This is a genomic window from Halosolutus sp. YCN4, from assembly GCF_059736495.1.
In genome coordinates this window covers 136,863-150,721 of the sequence record NZ_JCASSM010000007.1, presented here as the reverse complement: position 1 = coordinate 150,721, position 13,859 = coordinate 136,863, and the positions used below count along the sequence as shown (strand labels likewise).

13 protein-coding genes are annotated in these 13,859 nt (G+C 65.6%); 4 read left to right on the top strand and 9 right to left on the bottom strand.

Annotated elements, in window-relative coordinates:
* Window positions 1-167 precede the first annotated feature (167 nt).
* A complete protein-coding gene (locus AC6I6X_RS21350; protein ID WP_497932589.1) occupies window positions 168-425 on the bottom strand; it encodes a hypothetical protein in 258 nt (85 codons plus the stop codon).
* 229 nt (window positions 426-654) lie between these two features.
* On the opposite strand from AC6I6X_RS21350, the gene AC6I6X_RS21345 reads away from it, so the two are divergent.
* Window positions 655-1,494: a glycerophosphodiester phosphodiesterase gene (locus AC6I6X_RS21345; RefSeq protein ID WP_497932588.1), complete on the top strand. Its 840-nt coding sequence runs from the start codon at window positions 655-657 to the stop codon at window positions 1,492-1,494.
* Between the two features lie 230 nt (window positions 1,495-1,724).
* Here AC6I6X_RS21345 and AC6I6X_RS21340 read toward each other — a convergent pair whose 3' ends face one another.
* Together AC6I6X_RS21340 and AC6I6X_RS21335 are read right to left on the bottom strand one after the other, a co-directional pair.
* The gene (locus AC6I6X_RS21340; protein ID WP_497932587.1) at window positions 1,725-3,293 is read right to left on the bottom strand and encodes an FAD-dependent oxidoreductase; all 1,569 of its coding nucleotides are present in this window, start codon (window positions 3,291-3,293) and stop codon (window positions 1,725-1,727) included.
* Window positions 3,294-3,417: 124 nt separating this feature from the next.
* On the bottom strand, window positions 3,418-3,702 hold the full coding sequence (locus tag AC6I6X_RS21335; RefSeq protein WP_497932586.1) for a hypothetical protein: 285 nt from the start codon (window positions 3,700-3,702) through the stop codon (window positions 3,418-3,420).
* Between the two features lie 129 nt (window positions 3,703-3,831).
* Here AC6I6X_RS21335 and AC6I6X_RS21330 point away from each other — a divergent pair, with 129 nt between their 5' ends.
* Window positions 3,832-4,221: a hypothetical protein gene (locus tag AC6I6X_RS21330; RefSeq protein WP_497932584.1), complete on the top strand. Its 390-nt coding sequence runs from the start codon at window positions 3,832-3,834 to the stop codon at window positions 4,219-4,221.
* A 23-nt stretch (window positions 4,222-4,244) separates the two neighbouring features.
* Here the strand turns inward: AC6I6X_RS21330 and AC6I6X_RS21325 are convergent, their stop codons facing one another.
* Window positions 4,245-5,120 (bottom strand): TIGR01548 family HAD-type hydrolase, encoded by an 876-nt coding sequence (locus AC6I6X_RS21325; RefSeq protein ID WP_497932583.1) that lies wholly within the window; start codon window positions 5,118-5,120, stop codon window positions 4,245-4,247.
* Between the two features lie 233 nt (window positions 5,121-5,353).
* Between AC6I6X_RS21325 and AC6I6X_RS21320 the strand changes: the two genes are divergently transcribed.
* Entirely contained in the window at window positions 5,354-6,955 is a 1,602-nt protein-coding gene (locus tag AC6I6X_RS21320) for a multicopper oxidase family protein (protein WP_497932582.1), read from the top strand.
* 14 nt (window positions 6,956-6,969) lie between these two features.
* Here the strand turns inward: AC6I6X_RS21320 and AC6I6X_RS21315 are convergent, their stop codons facing one another.
* Both AC6I6X_RS21315 and AC6I6X_RS21310 read right to left on the bottom strand, forming a co-directional pair.
* The gene (locus AC6I6X_RS21315; RefSeq protein WP_497932581.1) at window positions 6,970-7,530 is read right to left on the bottom strand and encodes a DUF3267 domain-containing protein; all 561 of its coding nucleotides are present in this window, start codon (window positions 7,528-7,530) and stop codon (window positions 6,970-6,972) included.
* A gap of 77 nt (window positions 7,531-7,607) precedes the next feature.
* On the bottom strand, window positions 7,608-8,027 hold the full coding sequence (locus AC6I6X_RS21310) for a UPF0146 family protein (protein WP_497932580.1): 420 nt from the start codon (window positions 8,025-8,027) through the stop codon (window positions 7,608-7,610).
* Between the two features lie 39 nt (window positions 8,028-8,066).
* On the opposite strand from AC6I6X_RS21310, the gene AC6I6X_RS21305 reads away from it, so the two are divergent.
* Window positions 8,067-8,588, top strand: coding sequence for an archaemetzincin family Zn-dependent metalloprotease (locus tag AC6I6X_RS21305; protein WP_497932579.1), 522 nt, complete (start codon window positions 8,067-8,069; stop codon window positions 8,586-8,588).
* Window positions 8,589-8,651: 63 nt separating this feature from the next.
* Here AC6I6X_RS21305 and AC6I6X_RS21300 read toward each other — a convergent pair whose 3' ends face one another.
* The 3 genes from AC6I6X_RS21300 to AC6I6X_RS21290 form a co-directional block, all read right to left on the bottom strand.
* Window positions 8,652-10,466, bottom strand: coding sequence for a ribosome biogenesis/translation initiation ATPase RLI (locus AC6I6X_RS21300; RefSeq protein WP_497932578.1), 1,815 nt, complete (start codon window positions 10,464-10,466; stop codon window positions 8,652-8,654).
* 1 nt (window position 10,467) lies between these two features.
* A complete protein-coding gene (locus AC6I6X_RS21295; protein ID WP_497932575.1) occupies window positions 10,468-10,785 on the bottom strand; it encodes an EMC6-like membrane protein in 318 nt (105 codons plus the stop codon).
* A 277-nt stretch (window positions 10,786-11,062) separates the two neighbouring features.
* Complete coding sequence (locus AC6I6X_RS21290) at window positions 11,063-13,648, bottom strand: vWA domain-containing protein (protein WP_497932574.1); 2,586 nt, start codon at window positions 13,646-13,648, stop codon at window positions 11,063-11,065.
* Window positions 13,649-13,859: the final 211 nt, after the last annotated feature.

Below are 13,859 nucleotides of genomic sequence, written 5' to 3'. Positions count from 1 at the left end.
TTTCACTACGCGGGACTGTCCACTCGTCGTCCGCGCCGATCGAACGGGTGCTTGCGATCGCGGCCGATCGGACTGGGGGACGGGGTCATACGGTCTGCTGTAAGTCGTTCCCGGTGCAACCGCGACCGCCCTGCGGTTGCACCGGGAAACCGTTATAGCAGACCGTATCAGGGCGCGTCGTCGTCCTCGGGATTCATCGCCGCGCCGAGTCCGCCGTCGTAGGCGTCGCGATTCTCGACCTCGCGGATGCGCTGGTCGAGTCGCTCTTCGAGGGCCCGCTGGCGCTCCTCGTCGACCTCGGGACCGTTCCGGAGCGCCTGGAGGTCCTCGCGAGCGGTCCGCAACACCGACAGCGCCTCCGTCGTTTCGAGATCGGTCGCGCGATCGAGGCTCCGTTCGACGTCTTCGAGCGTGGTTCCGGTCACGGACGCGGCTTCGGGACCGATCGGCGTGAACCCTGGCCCGTCACTCGTCGGGTCCGGGCCCGATCCCGGCGGCGGATCGAATCCGTACCACCTTCCCGTCTCGAGGCCCCGAAACCGGTATGGACCTCTCGCTCGTCGACCTCGCGCCGAGCGGCGCGCGCTGGAGCGCTCCAGGTGCCGTGCCGCCGAGAGACACAGCACCCATTATGCCGACCCTCGTCCTCTGGGTATGACCACTCCCGCCATCATCGCCCACCGGGCCTACGCGGGCGTCGCCCCCGAAAACACGATCGGGGCGGCCGTTCGCGCGGCCGATCGGGCCGAGACCGCCATGCTCGAGATCGACGTCCAGCCCGCGGCCTGCGGCACCCCGATCGTGATCCACGACGAGCGCGTCGACGGGACTCGCGACGGCAGGCCGCTCACCGACGCCTCGGGGCTGGTCCGGGAGACCGATCTCGAGACGCTCCGGGAGGCCCGAGTGCTCGGCACGGACGAGACGGTCCCGACGCTCGCGGCGCTTCTCGAAGCGCTTCCCGCCACGATCGGGGTCAACGTCGAGTTGAAGAACCCGGGAACAACCGACCTCCGGTTCGCCGAGGCGCTCGCCCCCGACGACCGCGACGATCGTCGCGCGGTCTGGGCGCCGTTCGTCGATCGTGTCGTCGAGGTCTGCGACGGCTTCGTCGGCGAGATCCTCTTTTCCTCGTTCTGCGAGGGTGCGATCGCCGCCGTCCGCGACGTCGGCCCCGACTACGCCGCCGCGGCGCTCGTCTGGGACGACCTCGAGGCCGGGTTCGAGATCGCCCGCCGCTACGATTGCGAGGCGATCCACCCGCCGCGGAACGCGATCGCCGGAACGCCGCTCGCGTCGACCGCGTACGCGGGGTTCGACGCTGGCGATCCCGATATCGACGTGGTCGAGCGCGCCCACGACGAGGGCCGAGCCGTCAACGTCTGGACGATCGCGACCTGGACGCAGTTCGACCAACTCGCGGCCGCGGGGGTCGACGGAATCGTCGCCGAGTACCCGGGTCTGGGCGATCGATCGGCCGATCGCGGCGGCTGATGCGCCGTGCGTGCTGGACTGTCCTTCGAGGTGCGACGGCTTCAGCGGGAGTTCACCCCGCTCGTCCGTTCGCATGAACTCCCGGTTCCGGTCGGGCCGGGCGAGCAGTCGCTCCCGGAGCAGGTCGCCGTCTTCCGTTCTCGGCCGGTCATCCGGACTACTGTACGTCAGCTCTGGTGCAACCGCGATCGTCCGTCGGCTGCACCGGGAACTCGGTACAGCAGACCGTCTCAGTCCTCCTGCCCGTGCTGGGACGGCAGATCCGCTCGCGACGGCTTCCGGGAGAGTCCCTCGTTCGCCGGCCCCTCGAGTAGTTCGCCGTCGGGACCGAACCGCGAGCCGTGGCACGGACAGTCCCAGCTACACTCGCCGTCGTTCCACTCGACCAGACAGTACATGTGGGGACAGACGGCCGAGACGGCGTGCAGATCGCCGTCGTCGTCGCGTGCACAGGCGATCGGCGTCCCGCTCTCGCGAAACACGCGGCCCTCGCCGGGGTCGAGCGTCGATCGGTCGGGAGTTAGCAGCGCCCGCGCCCAGTCGGTGAGGAACTCGCTCGCGGCGTCGGCGTTCTCGGTGACGGTCTCGCCGAAGGAGGGCTTCGGCGTGAACCGGAGCGGATCGAACAGGTCCAGCGCCGCCGGGCTCTCCCTGGCGATTTCGGCGGCGAGCAGTCGGCCCGCGGTGACGCCGTTGGTCATCCCCCAGCCGCGAAAGCCGGTCGCGACGAAGACGTTCTCGGTGCCCGCGCCGGCGCGACCGATAAAGGGCACCCTGTCCGCCGGCCGGTAGTCCTGGGTCGACCACCGGTAGGCAATCTCGTCGACCGGGAACCGGTCGCGCGCCCAGCGGGCGAGCCTTCGGTACCGATCGGCCGTCGAGCCTCCCTGTCCGGTCTTGTGGTTCTCGCCGCCGACGAGCAGGAGCGTCTCGTCGCCCCGGTGGGTCCGGACCGACCGGTAGGGGTCGCCGGGCCGGTAGTACATCCCCTCGGGTGGCTCCCCGTCGAGGCGGACGCCGAGCACGTAGGAGCGCTTCGGGTACATCCGCGCGAAGTAGCCCGCCCGATCGAGGATCGGGAATCCGGTCGCGACGACGACCCGCCGCGCCGTCACCGTCGCGCCGTCCGTCCGGACGCGACAGGGGGTGCCCGGCTCGACGTCCGTGACCTCGGTCTCCTCGAACACGTCCGCGTCGTCGTCCGATCGGAGTTCGTCCGCGATCGCGAGCAGGTAGCTCCGGGGGTCGAACCACGCCTGATCGTCGAACCTGACGGCGGCGGCCGCGCGCTCGAACGGCGGCACCGACGTGACGTAACTAGCGTCGATCCCCGCGCCGCGGGCGGCGTCGGCCTCGCGTTCGATTTCGTCTGGGCTGTCGCCGTAGAGATACGAGGGTTGGCGCTCGAACCCGCAGTCGATCCCGAGGTCGTCGATCCGGCGCTCGACCGCGTCGATCGACTCCTCCTGGGCGGTCGCGTACCGGCTGGCCTGTCGGCGGCCGAACTCCCGGCGCAGGTGGTCGTAGATCAGTCCGTGCTGGCTCGTCAGCTTCGCCGTCGATTTGCCCGTCACCCCAGTCGCGACCCGATCCCGCTCGACCACGGCGACCGACTGGCCGCGGTCGCGCAGTTCGATCGCCGTCGAGAGGCCGGCGATGCCGGCCCCGATCACGCAGACGTCGACGGTCCGATCGTCGTCGAGCGGTTCGGCCGGTGGGTCGTCCTCGCGTGTAGTCGCGAGCCAGACCGAAATCGGTTCGCCGGGCAGGTCGTCGCGGCGGGGGAACTCCTCGCGCATCGGTCCACCCCGCTACACCGCCGACGGCGAAAAAACGAGGGGCGGATGCTGACGGGTGTTCGCCCGGTCCGTCGCGCCCGCTCGTCGAGTGGTCGACGCGCGCAGCCGATCCCGGTCCCGATCGCTACGACCACTCGCCGTCCAGCGCCGCCGCGATCGATTCGAGGTCGTCCTTCCGGAAGGGGCGATCGGCCCGGTCCGGATCGTCCGCGTCCGGCAGGCCGATCGACCGGCGAATCCCCGATCGCATCCGCGATTTGGGCGGTATCGGATCGGTCTCGACGTCGGCGTTTAGGGCCTCACAGATCGCGGCGAGGGCTTCCTTGGTGAACGCCGTCGATTCCCGGCGTTCGTATCGCCCCACGGCCTGCCGAATCTCGTTCCGGAGGTCGTCGACGGTTCGTGCCATACGCGCAGTACCGCCCGCCCCGTCGTGTAGATTTCGATTGGGTGACGAATCCTCCGGACCGGTGCGTGTCGATTCTGACGCCGATCCTCGTCGATAGATACAGTACCGATCGCGAATAATCGACCGACGATGTCAGGGTCGGTCGACACCAGACGCGCGTTCTTGCGCCGGGCGGCCGCCGTCGGATCGATCGCTGGGGTCGCCGGCTGCACGGCGATCGGCGCAGTCGAGGCGACTCTCGTCGTCGAGAACACGGGACCGCGGGACGAACGCACGGAGTACTACGTCGATCGGGGCGAGACGGCGACCGACCCGAAAACCGTCGAACTGGGTCCGATGCGGGAGTACACCGACACAGTACAGATCGAACGTACCGATTCGATCGTCGTTTCCAAGGGCGATCTGGGCTTCGAACTCGCGTTGAGCGACTACGTCTGCCGAAATCCGGTCGTCACGATCGATACCGGATTCGGAATGCTCGGCGTGTCGGGCGAGTGTTTCGATACCAGTCCGCAGTAGGTGCGTCGCTCCCGTCCCGCCGTTCACTCTTCGAACAGGTCGGGGACCTCGTTGACGGAGTCGAGGACCGCCGCCGCACCTTCGGCCTCGTACTTCCGGCGACCCTCCTCGCCGGTCAGCCCGCCGGTGAGCACGCCGATCCCGTGGTACGTTCGATCGGAGTCTGCCTCGCTCGCGTTCACGGCGGTCCGAACGTCGTCCAGGGTGTCCCCGACGAACGCCACGCTGTCGGCCTCGAACCGCTCCGCGAGGGTGACCAGTGCCCGCGGGTGTGGTTTCCCCTCCTCCCAGTCGTCCATCGTAAAGCGGTGCTCGACGGGAATCTCGTCGTCCAGGCCGACGCGATCGAGGGCGATCTCCGCTTCGGGTTCGGGGCGGCCGGTCAGGATCCCGACGTCGTAGTTCGCGAGCAGGGTTTCGCGCGCCTCGTCCTCGAGGAGGACCGGTTCGTCGTGGATGAACCCGCGCGTCTCGAGGTCCGGTTCGCCACCCTCGATTCCACGGTAGAGATCGGCTCCGAGGTAGAGCTGCTGGAAGACGTCGCGGAGCCGATCGGTGTCCCAGCGCTCCGTGACGCGCTGGGTGGCCCGCGCGCCGATCGCGTCCCGGATAACGGTCTCGGCGGCGTTCACACCGCCGCCCTCGGCGGCGATGTCGGCGGTGAAGTCGCCGATCGAGTCGCGGTACCCCTCGTTCGTCGCGAGAACGTACAGGGCGGCGGCGTAGGTGAGCTCCCAGTCGTTGTTGAATCCGCCCGCGTCCTTGAACCGCTGGATATCGGGCTTGCGGATCGTCCGGTCGTAGACGTGCTCGATCGAGTCGACGATCGCCCGCCGGTAGGAGTCGGCGACGTCGACGAGCACGCCGTCGACGTCTAGCACGACGGCGTCTGCGTTCATACCCGCCCCAACGGCTCGCCGAAAATAAAGGCGGTCGGATTCGGATCGCGAGGACGGGACGCCGAACCACGGTCATCAGCGGAACCGTCTCGGCCGATCGGAAACCGACTCACCGACGCATCGCGTTCACGATCGATGTTCCGGCCTCGTGGTCGCGGTCCCCGGACGTGCTTCGAGGAGCACGTGCGCTGGCATGTCCCTCTTTTTTCACGGTCGTCGTGGGACGCTCCACGATGGACGACAACGATCGAACCGTCCCGCGACGGCGGGTGTTGCGCGTCGGCGGCGCGACGCTGGTCGGAATCGCTGGACTCGCGAACGGAATCGGATCGGCGAATCGTAAGCGGGCCGCACAGGAAGACGACGGCGGGCCACGAGCCGAAACGCTGGTCGCCTCGGACGGACGGGCCGACGTCGGACCGGACGACAGCCTCGAGACGTGGCTGTACGACGAGCAGATTCCCGGTCCGGAACTCCGCGTGAGCGAGGGCGAAACGCTCCGCGTCTCGCTCGAGAATGGATTGCCCGAGGAGACGACGATTCACTGGCACGGCGTTCCCGTCCCGAATCCGATGGACGGCGTTCCGGACGTCACGCAAGAGCCCGTCTCGTCCGGCGAGACGTTCGAGTACGAGTACGAGGCGTCGCCGGCGGGAACGTACGTCTACCACAGCCACGTCGGGTTGCAACTCGACAGGGGTCTCTACGGACCGCTGATCATCGAATCGGAATCGCCACACGTCGAGTACGATCGCGAGTACACCCTGCAGATCGACGATTACCTCGCGGAGGAGCCGGCGCTCGACTCGATCGAAGCACCGCCGGGCGGCGGCGACGGGATGGGTCCCGACGGCGGACCGGGCGGAGACGGCGATGGTCTAGGTCCCGACGGTGGACCGGGCGGAGATGGCGATGGCACGGGTCCCGGTAGAGGCGGCGATGGTATGGGTCCCGGTGGAGACGGTGGCCCTGGCGACGGTATGGGCCCTGGCGGTAACGGCGATGGAATGGGTCCCGGCGACGGAATGGGTCGCGATAGTCAGATACAGAGCCGGCGCCCGCCGTACGAGGGACTGCTCGTCAACGGCCGTCTCCCCTCGGATCCGCCAGTGTTCGACGTCGAAGAGGGCGATCGCGTTCGTCTCCGGTTCATCAACCCCAGCAGCGCGACGACCTATCGCGTCGGCGTCGGCGGCCACTCGCTGGTCGTGACGCACGCCGACGGCCGCCCGGTCGAACCGGTGGACGTCGACTCGTTCGTCATGAGTATGGGCGAACGCTACGACGCGATCGTCGAGGCCGACTCCCCCGGCGAGTGGGCGATCGTCGCGGAACCCGTCGTCGGCACCGAGGACCCCGCGGAGGCGAGACTCAGGTACGGGGGCGCGTCCGACGACGAGGACGTCGAACGGCCGCAGTTCGACGGGCAGGAACTCGAGTACGGCGCCCTCCAGGCGCTCGAACCGCTGGACCTCGACGGGGATCCCGATCGGACGTTCGACCTCACGCTGTCGGGCGGGATGATGGGCGGCTCTGACTTCGACGCGTGGACCATCGACGGCGAGACGTACCCGGACGCCGATCCGCTCGAAATTAGCGAGGGCGAGCACGTTCGAGTCCGGATGACAAATCGAAGCCCGGCGATCCACCCGATGCACCTCCACGGCCACTTCTTCCAGGTGGGCGACGCGGTCAAGGACACCGTTCTCGTCGCGCCACACGGCGATCAGGTAACGTTCGACTTCCTGGCGGACAACCCCGGCGACTGGCTGTTCCACTGTCACAACGTCTATCACCTGGAGCGGGGGATGGCTCGCGTGTTCGAATACGAGTGAGACGCGCCGACGCGTCAGAACGCGCCGATCCCGACGACCCACGAGGCCAGCAACAGCAGTCCCGCTGCGTAGATGAGATCGGCCCACAGTCGCGAGAGCAGGTTCACGACGTAGATCACGACGACGACCGGAATCCCGAGCAGGACGACCGGCGACCCGCGCCACTCCGCCCGCGATCGGCTCCAGAGAGTATTCGCGTCGCCCGTACTCGGGAACGAGTGCATCCCGATGCTGATTCCCAGCCAGAACAGCACGAGCCCTGTCGTCCCGGCCGCCGACGGCTCGACTCCGTCGCCGCCGTTCGCGGCGATCGCCGTCGCCAGCCCGAGAAACAGGGCGAACGCGACGATCGTGTTGACGAGAAACGGGGCGACGCTGATCGCGAACGTCTCCCGGTATCGCTCGGGTTCGAGGTGCTGGACGTAGCCAGCCGGCGACCCCAGCCGAAAGTACGCCACGTCGAGGACGGGGACGCCGACGTAGTCACACGCCTTCTTGTGGGCGAACTCGTGGACGACGACGCCGGGGAACGTGAGCAACTGGACGAAGAATCCGACGAACGCGAGTCCGAGCATGCGCCCAGACTCGTCCAATAGTTGAAAAGTGTTTCTCCGCGGTCAGTTCGAGGACGCGATCGGATGGGTACTGACATTCAGTGGCCACTACATCCGTCGCCGATCGTTCGCGCGACGTATAGCGTCCCCTCCCGGATCGTCCGCCGCTCGACCGGGACGGCAGGCTGGTCGCCGCCCAGCGTCGTGAACAGGAAGTCGGCGTCGGCCGCGCGGGCGACGTCGAGCGCGGGCCGGTGCAGTTCCGGCGGCAGGTTCCGCGCGTAGACGGCGTCCGCGTCGGCGTAGACCGATCGATCGGGGTCGACCACGTCGTCGCGGACGAATCGCACGCCGTCGGGGACCTCGCGATCGTAGACGTCCGTTGCGGTGACGGCAATCCCCCGTTGGACGAGCGCCGCTGCGAGGTCGGTTCGGCGGCCGATTCCGACCTCGACGACCCGCTCGTAGTCGCACAGGTAATCGCGCATTGGCTGGGGATCGCGGCGAGAGTGGGACACGGCGGGACGTTTATGCTGTCCGCGGCCTAAACCCTTGCCATGCTCGTCGATATCGTGCCGGTCGGCAGCGTCCCCGCGCGAGTCAAGCGGGTCGCCTCCTCGGCGCTGCGATCGGTCTACGACTGCGACGTGACGATCAACGAGTCGCAGTCGGTCCCCAACGGTGCGTACGACTCCGGCCGGAACCAGTACTGTGCGGAGACGTTCATCCAGCTCGCCGAGCGCGTCGGCCGCGGCGAGAAGAACATCGCGATCACGCCCCACGACCTCTTCTACCGGCGGCGCAACTACGTCTTCGGCCTCGCCTACCTCGACGGGAGCGGCAGCGTCGTCTCGACCTACCGCCTCCAGACCTCCAGCGACGGCGGCTTCTCGAACAAGAGCGCGAACGACATCTTCGAGGATCGGGTCCAGAAGGAGATCGTCCACGAGATCGGCCACACCTACGGCCTCGAACACTGCGACAACAACCGCTGCGTGATGAACTTCTCTCCGACGGTCCGCGAAGTCGACATCAAAGAGCAGTCGCTGTGTGGCAGCTGTCAGCGGCTGATCGGCTGAGGCCGGCGCAGTGATCGATCGATCTCGATCGCCGAAACTCTCGATGCGGCGTCCGAACCCGGCTCAGGGCGCGTAGTAGTACTCGCCCTCGGACTTCTGTTCCTTGTCGAGTTGCGAGTCGGGCTTGTTGATCCGCGGCCGGGAGGTGCGCTCGTCCCGGCGGAACGTAACCTCGAGGTTCGCGAGGAACTCGTTCATGCCGTCGCGCATGGACCGTGGGGCGCTGGCGCGGCCGTTGACTGCGGGTTCGCCGTCGAAGACCATCAGGCGATCGGCCAGCAGGTCGATCGTGTAGATGTCGTGGTCGATGACCATGACGGTCGCGTCCTGCTGTTCGGCGTACCGGCGGATCGCGCTGGTCGCCTGGACCCGCTGTTCGACGTCGAGGTGGGCGGAGGGCTCGTCGAGCAGGTAGAGATCGGCCGAATCGGAGAGACAGGCCGCGATCGCGACCCGCTGGCGCTCCCCGCCGGAGAGATCGGAGAGGTTCTGCTCCATGATCCGCTCGAGCTGGAGCGGCTGGGCGATCTCGGTGTTCCAGTAGGAGGAGCCGAACTGGTCGGTGATCGAGGAGAGGAAGGCGTCGACCCGCATGTGCTGGTCGATCGTGACGTACTGGGGCTTGTACGAGATGTCGAGGTCGAGATCAGCGTCGCCCGCCGTCGGCTCTAGATCGCCGGTCAACAGCTTCGCGAACGTCGACTTCCCGATCCCGTTGGGGCCGACGATGCCCAGCACTTCGTTCTCGCGGATCTCGCCGCCCTCGACGTCGAGGGTGAACTCGCCGTCGCCGTAGCTCTTCGTGAGGTCGGGATACTCGACGAGGACGTCGCCCCGGCTCTCGCTCCGCGGGGCGTGCTCCTCGAACTCGATCGGGTCCGGCCGGATCCGCATGTTCTCGTTGTCGAGGTAGCCACCGAGGTACTCGTTGATCCCGTTGCGGACCGACTTGGGCGCCGTGATGACACCGTACGCGCCGGGTTCACCGTAGGCGACGTGGAGCGTGTCCGCGAGCAGGTCGAGGATCGCGAGGTCGTGCTCGACGACGAGCATCGATCGGTTCTCCTCCTCGGCGAGTTCGCGGATCAGCCGCGCCGCGGTGACCCGCTGGCCGATGTCGAGGTAGGGCGTGATCTCGTCGAGGAAGTAGAAGTCCGTATCCCGCGCGAGCGTCGCCGCCAGCGCGACGCGCTGGAGTTCCCCGCCGGAGAGGTCGTCGATCGACTGGTCCATGACGGGCTCGATCGAGAGCCGTTCGACCAGGTCGTCCAGCGCGTCGCGCTCGTTCGTCCGCTCGAGCAACTCGCGAGTGTTGCCGTCGAACTGCTCGGGGATCTGGTCGACGTACTGGGGCTTGCGGGCGACGGTGACCTCGCCGTCGCGGACGTCGGCGATGTAGTCCTGCAGTTCCGTGCCGCGGTAGGCCTCGAGCACCTCGTCCCACCCGGGCGACTCCTTGTGGCGACCGAGGTTGGGTTCGAGTTCGCCCGCGAGGATGCGGACGGCGGTCGTCTTCCCGATCCCGTTCGGTCCGAGGATCCCCGTGACCTGTCCCTCCTGGGGTGCGGGAAGGCCGTAGAGCGAGAACGCGTTCTCGCCGTAGCGGTGCGCGGGGTCGTCCTGCAGTTCTTGGGGCAGGTTGATGATCTCGATCGCGTCGAACGGGCACTTCTCGACGCAGATGCCACAGCTCTCGCCGAGACAGATTTCCTCGGAGATGTGGACCTGGTCGGGCTGGCCCTGGGCGGCCTCCTCGCCCCGGAGCGTGATACACTCCTTGCCCGTCCGGTTCGGCGGGCAGTAGTTCTTGCACTCGTAGCTACACCGATCGGGCTGGCACCGATCGAGGTCTACGACGGCGATGCTGTCGTCGGCCATGTTAGCCCCCTGCCCCCGCGCTGAGCAGGATGCCCCACGTCACGAACCACATCGAGAACGTCATGAACGTCACGAAGAGGTAGTGTTTCGGGCCGACTTCGTCCTCGTCGTAGATCCCTGACGCATTGAGCACCGGTAGCTGTACCAGGATCGCACCCGCGACGAGCAGTACTGCCCGCGTGTCCGTCGCCGCGTCGCTGGAGACCCCGATCCAGGTCGCGGAGACGAGGGCTGCGCCGACGCCGAGCAGCGCGGCGAGTGCCGTCACGCTGATCGAGCGAATGTGCTCGCGTCGGTCGCTGATCGATTCGGTCGACATGGGGGAGACTCTGTTTTCGGGGGTGAAAAGGGGTTCGGGTTCTCGATCGACAGATCGCTCGATTTCGAATATATCCGTTCGCTGACCGTCAGTATCAGTTCGGATGAACGTTACCGTGTACGGCTCGCCACTGGAATCGGTGGTCGCGAGTGTGACTGAGACCCATCTCTTCCCCAGCGTAATCGCTGGGTGCCACCTGATACACGATATCGCCACTTCGGCAGGCGCTTTCAGCACCCTCGAACGGCCGACACTGATTGCGGGCGGCCGCTGCCGTTCAGTCGCTTATCTCCACGGTCTGCTCGGACACGCTGATCGCGTATCCGCTCGTAGTCTCCCGCTCGTTCGTGACGGTGATACCGATCTGGATGTCTTCGTCGACTCGGACTTCGTCTTTGGCGATCGTCTCGAAGATCTCACGGAGGGCAGTGGAATTATCGGCTTTGTAGAACTCTCCTCCGGTATCTTCGGCCCATGTCTCGAGTTTCCCCTCTGGGATCGAGGTATCTTTCGGCCCGGTGAGTCCGACAGTGTAGAGCGTGACGTTGAGATCTTTGGCCTCTTGGACCTGCGTATTCATGTACGAGTCGCCGCCGGGGTCGTTTTGCCCGTCACTCAGCAGTACCGTAATTCGATCTTGACCCGACTTTCCGTTGACTCTGTAGTCGTTGAGGGCTTGCTCGAGACCGTGACCCATGCTCGTTCCGCCGCTCGCCCTGCCGACAACGTCCGCTTTGGTCAAGTTGAGGTCCGAGTCGAGGTGGTGGAGCACGTTGCCGTTTTGGTTAAATTCGTAAACGCCCGCGCGATCTCCATTCGACTCGTTCATTAGGTCGATGAAGTCTTTAGTCGCGTCGACTCGGTCCCTGCTCGGATCGTTGCCCGGATGCTTGTATAGCCCGATAGGAGTGCTGCACCCGTACCGTTTACAAACGACGCGGATTTCCTGCCAGTTATCGGGGTCGGCGTAGTCGTTGAATCCAAGCCGTTTGACATCCCCGGTGCTGGTGTTTCTAACTTCTATATCGAGAACGGAATCCTCGTTCCGGAAGGGCTGGTCGACGGGAATCGATTCCCAGTCGTCGCCCTCTATTGTTTCCTGGTCAACCTTGTACTTGTGCGGCCCCATCGATCCTGATCGATCGAGCACGAACGTCGCGTCGATCGGCGGTCTCGTCTCCCCGTACTCGAACAACTGGTTTTCGTCGGCGGCCGAAAGCGGCGTGTCAGTCCGCAATGACCGATCGAAGTTGATCTCGACGTTGTCACCGATTCCCGCGTCCCTTCCGGCGACGATCGCGCCGTCGATCGTCGTTCCGTCAGCGATTTCGATGTCGGCACCCGGCGCGTAGACGACGCCCTGGAAGTCGCCGTCGATCGTTATCTCCGAGTCGCTCGAGGCGTAAATCCAGAGGGCGTTCGCTCGGTCGTCGGGTCGTATCTCGACGTCCGAGAGAGTGACGTCGCCGTCGACGTAGATGCTCGTTTGATTGTCGCCTTTCACCTCGACGTTCGTGAGATCGAAGTCTCCGTCCACGCCGATGTGAACGTTTCCGCTGGAGGAATCGGCGGTCCCGATCGAGCCAGCTCCGTCGTACAGGCCCGCGGTGACGGTCCCGCTGGCCGTCGGGTTCCCGTCGAGGTAGTTCGTCCGGACGTCGTCGATCTCGGTGTCGATATCGTCGATATCGCTGTAGGAACTCAAGAGCTCCGTCGCGAGCGCGTTCTTGTGTGCGTCCAGCCAGTAGGCGTCGTTCGACTCGTCGAATTTCTTCCCCTGCGGACCCGGATCGACGGTGACGCCGTATCCGATCGCGGAGATTTCCGGATTGCCGTCGGAACCGAGTTCGCCGTTGACGACCGGTATTCCCGCGATCGATGCGTGGTTGTGGAGATCGTACGTGTCGTAATTCGCCAGGAAGAGGTCCTCGCTTTCATTGATTCCGGTCTGGTGATTATCGTACCCGGTCACCTCGAGGTCCTGTTTGAAGTCGTCGGACGTCCCCTCGATGTACAGTCCGCCGTACACCGTCGGCTCGATGTCCACGAGGTTCGCAAGCGGCGTCTGCCCGCCGACGGTCGCGACGACCGTGACCGTTTCTCCCGATTCGTCGTGACAGACGATGTTCTCATCGACGTTACCTGGGTTGGCGCAGTCCGCCGAGACCTCGCTCTCGTCGGTCGCGTTGAACTCGTCTTTCAGGAATTCGTACCAGCCGTAATGATAGGACGTGTCGGAAACCTCGACGGTCACGTAATTCACATAGTCGATGTCCTTCCCGAACGATCGGAACGACTCCGTGCTGGTCTGTTGGACCGCGTGTTCGCCGGTATCGACGGTCCCGTCGACCGTCACCGGTGAAATATCGATTCGTCCCACCTGTTCGTCGTTGACGCTCTCCGTATAGTACCTGAGATCCGGGTTCGAGATGGCCGTCGTTCGATCGCCGTTCACCCGCCAGATACCGCCGGCCTGATACGCGAATTCGTTTCCGCCCTCGTCGACCGTCACGAGGGTACGTAACTCGATCGGCCGGCTCGTGTTACTCACGTACCCGTCCGAGACCGTCACCCTGAGTTCCCCACCGCTCACGATCTCGTTCTCCATCTGTTCGTCGAAATAGACGGATCCCGAGGTGTCGTTTTGCATCCCGGCTGTCGTGAGATCCTTGTCGAACTGTTTCAGCGTCTGTTCGCTCTGCTCCCCGTACGTTTGCGACTCGATCGCGCCGAACATCGCCGACCCCACGACGAACACGAGAATCGCCCCGATGAGCACCATCCCGAACAACAAGGTGATGCCGACGATCGGGCTCGCGCCCCGATCGGTGTCGTCACCGTTTCCCCGCCAGTTCTGCCACATCCTTCCTCGTGATACTGTGCTAATATCATAAAAATACAATGGTTATGGGGATAATTGTATCCTCTGCGTTGGCTTCAAGCAGCATTTGAGTTTCGGTCACCGAATTTCTGCTCGGACGGGTGCACCCATCGATACCGATCAGCGCGCTAGATACCGTCTCGCTGATCTGGCGAATGCGTTCCCTCCGACCGCTAATGGTTTCCGTTGGTGT

Coding starts and splice junctions, on each gene's coding strand:
- AC6I6X_RS21345 (WP_497932588.1), top strand. CDS start 655: ATGACCACTCCCGCCATCATCGCCCACCGGGCCTACGCGGGCGTCGCC.
- AC6I6X_RS21340 (WP_497932587.1), bottom strand. CDS start 3,293: ATGCGCGAGGAGTTCCCCCGCCGCGACGACCTGCCCGGCGAACCGATT.
- AC6I6X_RS21335 (WP_497932586.1), bottom strand. CDS start 3,702: ATGGCACGAACCGTCGACGACCTCCGGAACGAGATTCGGCAGGCCGTG.
- AC6I6X_RS21330 (WP_497932584.1), top strand. CDS start 3,832: ATGTCAGGGTCGGTCGACACCAGACGCGCGTTCTTGCGCCGGGCGGCC.
- AC6I6X_RS21325 (WP_497932583.1), bottom strand. CDS start 5,120: ATGAACGCAGACGCCGTCGTGCTAGACGTCGACGGCGTGCTCGTCGAC.
- AC6I6X_RS21320 (WP_497932582.1), top strand. CDS start 5,354: ATGGACGACAACGATCGAACCGTCCCGCGACGGCGGGTGTTGCGCGTC.
- AC6I6X_RS21315 (WP_497932581.1), bottom strand. CDS start 7,530: ATGCTCGGACTCGCGTTCGTCGGATTCTTCGTCCAGTTGCTCACGTTC.
- AC6I6X_RS21305 (WP_497932579.1), top strand. CDS start 8,067: ATGCTCGTCGATATCGTGCCGGTCGGCAGCGTCCCCGCGCGAGTCAAG.
- AC6I6X_RS21300 (WP_497932578.1), bottom strand. CDS start 10,466: ATGGCCGACGACAGCATCGCCGTCGTAGACCTCGATCGGTGCCAGCCC.
- AC6I6X_RS21295 (WP_497932575.1), bottom strand. CDS start 10,785: ATGTCGACCGAATCGATCAGCGACCGACGCGAGCACATTCGCTCGATC.
- AC6I6X_RS21290 (WP_497932574.1), bottom strand. CDS start 13,648: ATGTGGCAGAACTGGCGGGGAAACGGTGACGACACCGATCGGGGCGCG.